At 65.2% G+C, this 9869-nt stretch carries 6 protein-coding genes; 5 read left to right on the top strand and 1 reads right to left on the bottom strand.

Annotated elements, in window-relative coordinates; translation table 11 throughout:
* Positions 1-919 precede the first annotated feature (919 nt).
* Entirely contained in the window at positions 920-2314 is a 1395-nt protein-coding gene (locus ACYP5B_RS30915; protein WP_400091393.1) for an amino acid permease, read from the top strand.
* A 12-nt stretch (positions 2315-2326) separates the two neighbouring features.
* On the opposite strand, the gene ACYP5B_RS30910 is transcribed toward ACYP5B_RS30915, so the two are convergent.
* A complete protein-coding gene (locus tag ACYP5B_RS30910; RefSeq protein WP_400091395.1) occupies positions 2327-3733 on the bottom strand; it encodes an aminotransferase-like domain-containing protein in 1407 nt (468 codons plus the stop codon).
* A 180-nt stretch (positions 3734-3913) separates the two neighbouring features.
* Between ACYP5B_RS30910 and ACYP5B_RS30905 the strand changes: the two genes are divergently transcribed.
* The 4 genes from ACYP5B_RS30905 to ACYP5B_RS30890 all read left to right on the top strand — a co-directional run bounded on the left by ACYP5B_RS30905 (position 3914) and on the right by ACYP5B_RS30890 (position 9380).
* Positions 3914-4252 (top strand): DUF2917 domain-containing protein, encoded by a 339-nt coding sequence (locus ACYP5B_RS30905; RefSeq protein ID WP_459572199.1) that lies wholly within the window; start codon positions 3914-3916, stop codon positions 4250-4252.
* Between the two features lie 394 nt (positions 4253-4646).
* A complete protein-coding gene (gene icmF, locus ACYP5B_RS30900; protein WP_459572198.1) occupies positions 4647-7943 on the top strand; it encodes a fused isobutyryl-CoA mutase/GTPase IcmF in 3297 nt (1098 codons plus the stop codon).
* A gap of 100 nt (positions 7944-8043) precedes the next feature.
* Entirely contained in the window at positions 8044-8478 is a 435-nt protein-coding gene (locus tag ACYP5B_RS30895; RefSeq protein ID WP_400091486.1) for an HIT family protein, read from the top strand.
* A 47-nt stretch (positions 8479-8525) separates the two neighbouring features.
* Positions 8526-9380: a 3-hydroxybutyryl-CoA dehydrogenase gene (locus tag ACYP5B_RS30890; protein WP_267605310.1), complete on the top strand. Its 855-nt coding sequence runs from the start codon at positions 8526-8528 to the stop codon at positions 9378-9380.
* The last annotated feature ends 489 nt before the right edge of the window (positions 9381-9869 follow it).

Below are 9869 nucleotides of genomic sequence, written 5' to 3'. Positions count from 1 at the left end.
ATGGCCAAGGGCCTTCCCATCTTCCCCATGACTGCATCTCCATGTTCAGTTTAGGAAGAATAGGTCTTTCTTTCTTTTGTCTCCACCCTCAAAGAAGACTAACGAGAAGAAAGCCGACCCTGCCGGGGGCAGAGCCATCGCGGGTGCCAGGGGCGCTGGTTTCGTCGTATGGCCAGCGGTTCTGCTGGCATCTGCCGTTACCGGCTTGTAGGGCATCGCAATGGCGTGACCCATCGGTTTCGTCGTCTGGCCCCTGACCTCGTTTGCGGTGCCCATTCGCACATCTGCCGTTACCGGCGCGGGCCATCACGACTTATCGCCTCTCAATGGTTTCGTGGTGGGGCGGGCGCGGTGGTCAGAGTCATGGGCAAATCAACCCGGTGCCACCGCGCCCACGACGGAACCGGTGCGCCTGCAACTTCGTGGCCGGCCAATCCGCGAGCGACAGACGGCTTGCAGCAAGTGATGTCTGCTACCGGGGGCCGCACCGTGAATCCCGGAGGCTGGCAGGTTCGTGGTCGGTCAAACCGGTACCGGCAGAAGCCCGCCGGCACTCTGGGCCGTACGACGAAACCATCGATTCCCGAGAGCCTTATTGCTCTGCTCCCGGCAGGGCGGCTTTCTTCTCGTTAGTCTTCTTTGCCGCGCAAAGAAGAGTGACCGGCAGCCCCCGCAGGGGGATGTCGTATGGCTTTTGGGTGCAAGAGCCAACGCCAATGAAACAGACAGCGACGCCCCCCCGCAGAGGAATGTCGTACGGCTCTTGGGTGCAAAACGCCAACACCGTTCAAACAATCAGCGACGCCCTTCGCCCGCCCAAAGAAACACCGACCAACTCAAAAGTGACGAATCCGCCAACCCCGCCGCGCTAAAATACGCCGCTTTTCAAAGCCGCCCAGCGCGCCAGGAGTACCCGCCGATGAGTCTGTTCCGCACCAAGAACATCGAGGCCATGCTGGCCGCCGCCCGCGACGATGGCCTCAAAAAGGTGCTCGGCCCCATCGACCTGATCCTGATGGGCATCGGCGCCATCATCGGCACCGGCATCTTCGTGCTGACCGGCACCGGCGCGCTCACCGCCGGCCCGGCGCTGACCTTGTCCTTCGTGATCGCCGCACTGGCCTGCGGGTTTGCCGCGCTCTGCTACGCCGAGTTCGCGTCCGCGATCCCCGTCTCCGGCTCCATCTACACCTACAGCTACGCCACGCTCGGCGAAATCGTGGCCTGGATGATCGGCTGGGATCTGCTGCTTGAATATGGCCTTGCGACCTCGGCCGTATCGGTCGGCTGGTCCGGCTACTTCCAGTCGCTGATGGCGGGCTTCGGCCTGCACCTGCCAGCCATGCTCACCGCCGCGCCCGGCGCGGTGCCGGGCGTGCAGACGCTGTTCAACCTGCCCGCTGCCGTGATCATGTTGCTGATCACCTGGGTCGTGTCGTACGGCGTGCGCGAGTCGGCGCGCCTGAACAACGTGATGGTGGCCATCAAGATCGCGGTAGTGCTGCTCTTTATCGGGGTGGGCGTGTGGCACGTCAAGCCGGCCAACTGGCAGCCGTTCGCGCCATTCGGGCTGGACGGCATCTTCAATGCCGCGGCGCTGGTGTTCTTCGCCTTTATCGGCTTCGACGCCGTGACCTCGGCCGCCGAGGAAGTGCGCAACCCGCGCCGCGACCTGCCGATCGGCATCATCGGCTCGCTGGCCGTCTGCACCGTGTTGTACGTGACGGTGGCGGCCATCATGACCGGCATCGTGCCCTTTGCCAAGTTCGCGGGCATCGACCATCCGGTGTCGCTGGCGCTGCAATATGCCGGGGAGAACTGGGTGGCGGGCTTCGTCGATCTGGGCGCCATCCTGGGCATGACCACGGTGATCCTGGTGATGACCTTCGGCCAGACCCGCATCATCTTCGCCATGTCGCGCGATGGCCTGCTGCCGGAGCGGCTGTCGAAGGTGCACCCGGTGCATGCCACGCCGTTCTTTGCCACGTGGACCGTGGGCATCGTGTTCGCCTTCATCGCTGCCTTCGTGCCGCTCAATGTGCTGGCGGAGCTGATCAATATCGGCACGCTGTCGGCCTTCACGCTGATCTCGGTGGCGGTGCTGGTGCTGCGCAAGACCCGGCCGGACCTGCCGCGCGCCTTCCGCTGCCCCGGCGTGCCGGTGGTGCCGTTGCTGTCCGTGGGCTTCTGCGTATTCCTGATGGTCCACCTGCAGGCGCTGACATGGGTAGCCTTCCTGGCCTGGCTGGCAATTGGCCTGGCGATCTACTTCCTCTACGCGCGCCGCAACGCGGTGCTGCACGGCGGCGCCTGACGCCGCCGGCAGTCACCGTTCGCGCGCGCCGGCCTCCTGCAGGAAGGCCAGCGCGCGCGGCTCCTCGACATAGGCGGAGTTGACGCGGATCCAGGCCGAGGTCTCGCCGCCCGGCCGGAAGTAATTGCCTGGCGCCAGCGTCACTCCATGCTGCTCGGCCAGCGTGACCAGCGCGCGCGAATCCTCGATCCCGTGCGTGCGAGCCCACAGGAAATTGCCGCCCGCCGGCTCGCAATACACCTCCCAGCCGGCGTCGCCCAGGCGCCGCACCGCGCTCGCGGTGGCCTGGCGCACGCGCAGGCGCAGCCGCTCCATGTACTTGCGATAGGCGCCGCGCTCCAGCAGCGCCGCCGTCACGGCTTCCGCGAAATGCGAGCCCGCCACGCTAGTCAGCACTTTCACATCCACCAGTTCCTTGATCAGCGCCTTGTCGGCCACCAGGTAGCCGATCCGCAGCGAGGCCGACACCGTCTTTGAGAAGCCGCCGATATAGATCACATGCTCGAGCTGGTCGAGCGTGGCCAGCCGGTCCGTGAAGTTGGTCTGGAAGTCCGAGAAGATATCGTCCTCGACAAAGCGGAAGCCGTGACGGCGCGCCAGCTCCAGCAGGCGGAACGCCACGGGCGGCGACAGGGTCGCGCCGGTGGGGTTCTGCAGCACGCTGTTGGTGAAGAACAGCTTGGGCTTGTGCTCGCGCAGCAGCGCCTCGGCGGCGTCCGGGTCGGGGCCGTTGCGGGTTTGCGGCACGCCCACCAGGCGTACGCCGTGCAAGCGCAGCAGGCCGAACAGGTTGTAGTAGCCGGGATCCTCCACGAACACCGTATCGCCCGGCTTGAGCAGGCGCCGCACCACCAGGTCCAGCGCCTGGCTGGCGCCCGTGGTGATCAGCACCTGCGGCAGCTCAGCTGCGACGCCGAGCTGCCGCACGCGCGTCAGCACATGCTGGCGCAGCTCCGGGCTGCCCATTGGCGTGGCGTAGTGGATCACGCTGAGGATGTCGTTGCGCGAGACCTGGCGGATCGCCTGGGTCAGCCCTTCGACGTCGCGCCAGGTCTCTGGCACGAAGCCGCCCGCCAGCTTGAGCGTGGCGCTGGGATGGTTGAACTGTTCCAGGATATGGTCGGACAGGTCCTCCGCCAGCCGCGGGTCCGACCAGCCGTTGGCGGCGCGCGCCAGCAGCGGGCTGTCCGCGACGAAGAAGCCCGAGCCGTGGCGGGAATCCAGCAGGCCCTGCGACACCAGCCGGTCATAGGCCTCGATTACCGGGAAACGGCTGATGCCATGCTCCGCCGCGAGCTGGCGGATCGACGGCAGGCGGGCGCCGGGGCGCACCTCGCGCGAGCTGATCCAGGTCTTGACCTCGTTGACGATCTGGTCGGTCAGGGGCACGCCGGTGGCGGGAACGAGAGTTAGTTTCATCGCGCAGGCGCAGGCAAAGTGTCAGGAAAAACTACTGAACAGTTCATGTCAAACTGTTCGCAACTGTTCATGGGATTGTAGTTGGCGCTGTGAATAATGGAAGGCATGCGGAGGCGTGCCTGCACTGGCTGGGCCAGTGGGTACGAGAGACATCACCGCAATGCTGACAGGAGTGGCGAAATGCGCGAACTAAGGATCTTCGAACTGGATGAACCCGGCCGGCCGGTGAGTTGGCGCGCCCGCGAAGGGCAGAGCGTGAAGGCGATCGAAGGCCGCCTGTGGCTGACGGTGGAAGGCCACCTTGCGGATATCTGGCTGCTGCCGGGAGCGGTCTTTGCGCTGCCGGCCGGCGCCAGGGTGTGGCTGTCCGGCGAAAGCGATGGCGCGCGCTTCACGCTCGCCCAGACGCCGGCACCGCTGTCGTGGCGCTGGCTGGGCAGGCTGGCGGGTGCGCTGAAGCGCCGCTTCGGCGAGCGCCGTGGCAGCGGTGCCGGCCAGTGCCCGGAACCCGGTCTTTGAGCTGACGCAAGCCGGCCGGCGCGGAGCGTGTCCGCGCTGCCGGCCAGCATCCGGGCACGCTGGTTTCGTCCCGCGCCGGGCAATCCCGCGCCATCCGTACTGGTGCAAGCGTGGCCAAGTGTCCGGTCTTGCGCTTTCTCACACGCCGTCTCGCGGCCTCGGTCTTCCGCGACGCCTCAACAAGTCCCTCCACATCGTCCCGCCAACTATGCGAGGATGTTCCCCATGGCTGGCCGCGCCGCCGTGGCTTGATTGCCGTTAACGTAAACGTCATATAATCAAGCTGCTGCGCCAGCGTCAGCCAGACCGCTCGCCTGTTCGATCCGAGCCGCCTGCAGAGCGGTAGCCATGGACGTCATGCGACCAGCCAGAACACCGAACATGGTGGAGACAAATGACCGATCTTTCCGATGTGCAGAAGGGCGCTCAACCCAGCGCTCCCCATCAGGCGCAGGGACCGAAAGGACCCGTCAACAAGGTGCGCTTCGTCACCGCGGCCTCGCTGTTCGACGGCCATGACGCTTCCATCAACATCATGCGGCGCATCCTGCAGTCCTCTGGCTGCGAGGTGATCCATCTCGGGCATAACCGCTCGGTGGAAGAGGTGGTCAGCGCGGCCTTGCAGGAAGACGTGCAGGGCATTGCCATCTCCAGCTACCAGGGCGGCCACGTCGAGTACTTCAAGTACATGGTCGACTTGCTGCGCCAGCGCGGCGGCGAGCATATCCAGCTCTTCGGCGGCGGTGGCGGCGTGATCGTGCCGGACGAGATCCGCGAGTTGCAGGCCTACGGCGTGGCGCGGATCTTCAGCCCGGAAGACGGCCAGCGCCTGGGCCTGGCGGGCATGATCGCCGACATGGTGCAGCGCTGCGATATCGATCTGGCGGGCTATGCGCCCACCACGCTCGACGCGATGAAGGGCGGCGACCGCCGCGCGCTTGCGCAACTGATCACGGCGCTGGAAAACGGCAAGGCGGCTCCCGCGCTGGCCGACGCACTGCGCGCCGAGGCCGCCAAGATGAAGACGCCCGTGCTCGGCATCACCGGCACCGGCGGCGCGGGCAAGTCCTCGCTGACCGATGAGCTGATCCGCCGCATCCGGCTGGACCAGCGCGATGCGTTGTCCATCGCGGTGATCTCGATCGACCCGTCGCGCCGCAAGTCCGGCGGCGCGCTGCTGGGCGACCGCATCCGCATGAACGCGATCAACCATCCGAACATCTTCATGCGCTCGATGGCCACGCGCGAAGCCGGCTCTGAGATCTCGCAGGCGTTGCCCGATGTGCTGGCGGCCTGCAAGGTGGGCGGCTTCGACCTGATCCTGGTGGAGACTTCGGGCATCGGCCAGGGCGATGCCGCCATCGTGCCGCACGTGGATTTGTCGCTCTATGTGATGACGCCCGAGTTCGGCGCCGCCAGCCAGCTCGAGAAAATCGACATGCTGGACTTCGCGGATTTCGTCGCCATCAACAAGTTCGACCGCAAGGGCGCGCAGGACGCCTGGCGCGACGTGGCCAAGCAGGTGCAGCGCAACCGCGAGCAGTGGCACGCCAAGCCCGAGGAGATGCCGGTGTACGGCACCCAGGCCTCGCGTTTCAACGACGACGGCGTGACGATGCTCTACCAGGGCTTGCGCGAGGCGCTTTGCGCGCGCGGCATGCATGCGCCGGCCGGCGTGCTGCCGCAGCTGAACGGGCGCATCTCCACCGGCCAGAACGTGATCGTGCCGCCGGCGCGCAACCGCTACCTGGCCGAGATTGCCGACACGGTACGCACTTATCACCGCCGCGTGGAAACGCAGAGCCGGCTGGCGCGCGAGCGCCAGCAACTGCGTGAGGCTCGGCGCATGCTGCTGGCCGCCTCCGGGCAGGAAGGCGAGGGCGAGGCGCTGCAGGCACTCGCCACCGAACGCGACGCCGCGCTGGGCGCGCAGGAGCGCAAGCTGCTGGCGATGTGGCCGGAGATGCGCAAGGCCTACAGCGGCGACGAATACGTGGTGAAGATCCGCGACAAGGAAATCCGCACCACGCTCACCACCACCACCTTGTCCGGCACCACGGTGCGCAAGGTGGTGCTGCCGCGCTTCGAGGACGAGGGCGAAGTGCTCAAGTGGCTGATGCGCGAGAACGTGCCCGGCAGCTTCCCCTACACCGCCGGCGTCTTTGCCTTCAAGCGCGAGAACGAAGACCCCACGCGCATGTTCGCCGGCGAGGGCGATGCCTTTCGCACCAATCGCCGCTTCAAGCTGGTCTCCGAAGGCATGGATGCCAAGCGCCTGTCCACCGCCTTCGACTCGGTCACGCTGTACGGCGAGGATCCGCACACGCGCCCGGACATCTACGGCAAGGTCGGCAACTCGGGCGTGTCGATCGCCACGCTGGACGACATGAAGGTGCTGTACGACGGCTTTGATCTCACCAGCCCGTCGACCTCGGTGTCGATGACCATCAACGGGCCCGCGCCCACCATCCTGGCGATGTTCATGAACACCGCCATCGACCAGCAGCTCGACAAGTTCCGCGCCGACAACAACCGCGAGCCCACCGCCGACGAGGAAGCCAAGATCCGCGCGTGGGTGCTGCAGAATGTGCGCGGCACGGTGCAGGCCGACATCCTCAAGGAGGACCAGGGCCAGAACACCTGCATCTTCTCCACCGAGTTCTCGCTCAAGGTGATGGGCGATATCCAGGCGTACTTTGTCCATCACCAGGTGCGCAATTTCTACTCGGTGTCGATCTCCGGTTATCACATCGCGGAGGCCGGAGCCAACCCGATCTCGCAGCTGGCGTTCACGTTGTCCAATGGCTTCACCTATGTGGAGGCATACCTGGCGCGCGGCATGCATATCGACGACTTCGCGCCCAACCTGTCGTTCTTCTTCTCCAACGGCATGGACCCGGAGTACAGCGTGCTGGGCCGCGTGGCGCGCCGCATCTGGGCGGTGACGCTGCGCGACAAATACGGCGCCAACGAGCGCAGCCAGAAGCTCAAGTACCACGTCCAGACTTCCGGCCGCTCGCTGCACGCGCAGGAGATCGATTTCAACGACATCCGCACCACGCTGCAGGCGCTGATCGCCATTTACGACAACTGCAATTCGCTGCACACCAACGCCTACGACGAAGCCATCACCACGCCCACCGGCGAATCGGTGCGCCGCGCGCTGGCGATCCAGCTCATCATCAACCGCGAGTGGGGCGTGGCCAAGTGCGAGAACCCCAACCAGGGCAGCTTCCTGATCGACGAGCTGACCGACCTCGTGGAAGAGGCGGTGATGCAGGAGTTCGAGCGCATCGCCGAGCGTGGCGGCGTGCTCGGCGCGATGGAGACGGGCTACCAGCGCGGCAAGATCCAGGAAGAGTCGCTGTACTACGAGCAGCGCAAGCACGATGGCACGCTGCCCATCATCGGCGTCAATACCTTCCGCAATCCCAACGGCGACCCAACGCCGCAATCGCTCGAGCTGGCGCGTTCCAGCGAAGAGGAGAAGCAGGGGCAACTTGCGCGGCTGGCGGATTTCCACGCCCGCCATGCGGACGCCGCGCCGGCCATGCTGCAGCGGCTGCGCCAGGCCGTGATCGACAACGACAATGTGTTCGCGGTGCTGATGGATGCGGTGCGCGTGTGCTCGCTCGGGCAGGTCACGCATGCCCTGTTCGAGGTAGGAGGCCAGTACCGCCGCAATATGTGATGCGTCCGCCAGGGGCTGTCTGGCGCGAGGCCCCTGCGTTAAACTTGTTGTTTGCGCCAGCCGCCTCCCTTGCTGCCAGCGAAGATCAAGACCAAGACCAATCAGGAGTACCGTGTACGATCCCAACAATATCTTCGCCCGCATCCTGCGTGGCGAATTGCCTTGCAACAAGGTGTATGAAGACGCCGACACCGTCGCCTTCATGGACATCATGCCGCAGTCGGATGGCCACGTCCTGGTCGTGACCAAGGAACCCGCCGTCGAGCTGTTCGACCTGTCCGACGCCGGTGCCGAAGCCGCCATCCGCACCACCAAGCGCGTCGCTAGCGCGGTGCGCGCCGCCTTCTCGCCGGACGGCATCTCGATCGGCCAGTTCAACGGCGCCGCCGCCGGCCAGACCGTGCCGCACGTGCATTTCCATATCGTGCCGCGCTACGCCGAGCGCACCCTGCGCGGCCACGGCACCGACATGCAGGATCCGGAGATCCTCAGCCAGCACGCCGAGCGCATCATCGCCGCGCTGCGCGAAGCCTGATCAACACACCGCACCAGAATCAAGCAACCAGCAACAAGGAAGACAAGATGGGAATCAGGACAGTGGGCATCGTAGGCGCCGGCACCATGGGCAACGGCATCGCGCAAGCGTGCGCCGTGGTGGGCCTGGACGTGGTGATGGTGGACATCAGCGACGCAGCGGTGAACAAGGGCATCGCCACCGTCGGCAGCAGCCTGGATCGCCTGATCAAGAAAGACAAGATCAGCGAAGCCGACAAGCAAGCCGCACTCGCGCGCATCAAGGGCTCCACGTCCTATGACGCGCTCAAGGCCACCGACATCGTGATCGAAGCCGCTACCGAGAACTTCGACCTCAAGGTCAAGATCCTCAAGCAGATCGACAGCATCGTCGGCGACGACGTGATCGTCGCGTCCAACACCTCGTCGATCTCGATCACCAAGCTGGCTGCCGTTACCAGCCGCCCGGGCAACTTCATCGGCATGCACTTCTTCAACCCGGTGCCGATGATGGCCCTGGTGGAACTGATCCGCGGCCTGCAGACCAGCGACACCACGCACGCGCTGGTGGAAGAACTCTCCAAGGCACTCGGCAAGTACCCGATCACCGTAAAGAACAACCCGGGCTTCGTGGTGAACCGGATTCTCTGCCCGATGATCAATGAGGCGTTCTGCGTACTGGGCGAAGGCCTGGCGTCGCCGGAAGAAATCGACGAAGGCATGAAGCTGGGCTGCAACCATCCGATCGGGCCGCTGGCGCTGGCGGACATGATCGGGCTGGACACCATGCTGGCCGTGATGGAAGTGCTGTACACCGAGTTCGCCGACCCGAAGTATCGGCCGGCCATGTTGATGCGCGAGATGGTGGCGGCTGGCTATCTCGGCCGCAAGACCGGGCGTGGCGTGTACGTGTATAGCAAGTAAGCACGGCCCTGAATGGGTGAAGGAGGCTGGCGACGGGTGACCGTTGCTAGCTTTTTTGTTTTCAGACGGCAAGCGGTGCGGGCCGGTGTGAGATCCCGGTCTCGGCGAACGCCCGCCCTCTCCCCCGACCCCTCATCCGCTGCGCGGGAGAGGGGAGCCAACCGGCGGCAAGATCAACCGATCAACCAATTGCGGCCGTGTGAAGCGCCCGAAGGGCGGGACACACCCCAACGCGATGCGAAGCGAGCCGTCAAGGTGTGCCAAGGCCGTATGGGGCCCGAGGGGGTGTCGCCCCATCCGGCGCGCCTTTTTTGCCTACTTTTTTGGCAAGACAAAAAAGTAGGTCGCCTCCCCGAAGGGGAGGTGAAACTGCAGTTGCCTTTGACCTTGAAGTTTGTAGTGGTCAAGTTTTTTCGGACAGGCTGATAGGTTGTTTTGCTGTTGGCTTGGCCTCATAAGCGGTAGGCGAGACATAGCCGAGGGTTGAGT

This window comes from Cupriavidus sp. 8B (assembly GCF_054589115.1).
Note: the sequence above shows the minus strand (reverse complement) of the source record. Positions and strands in the feature narration are given on the sequence as shown.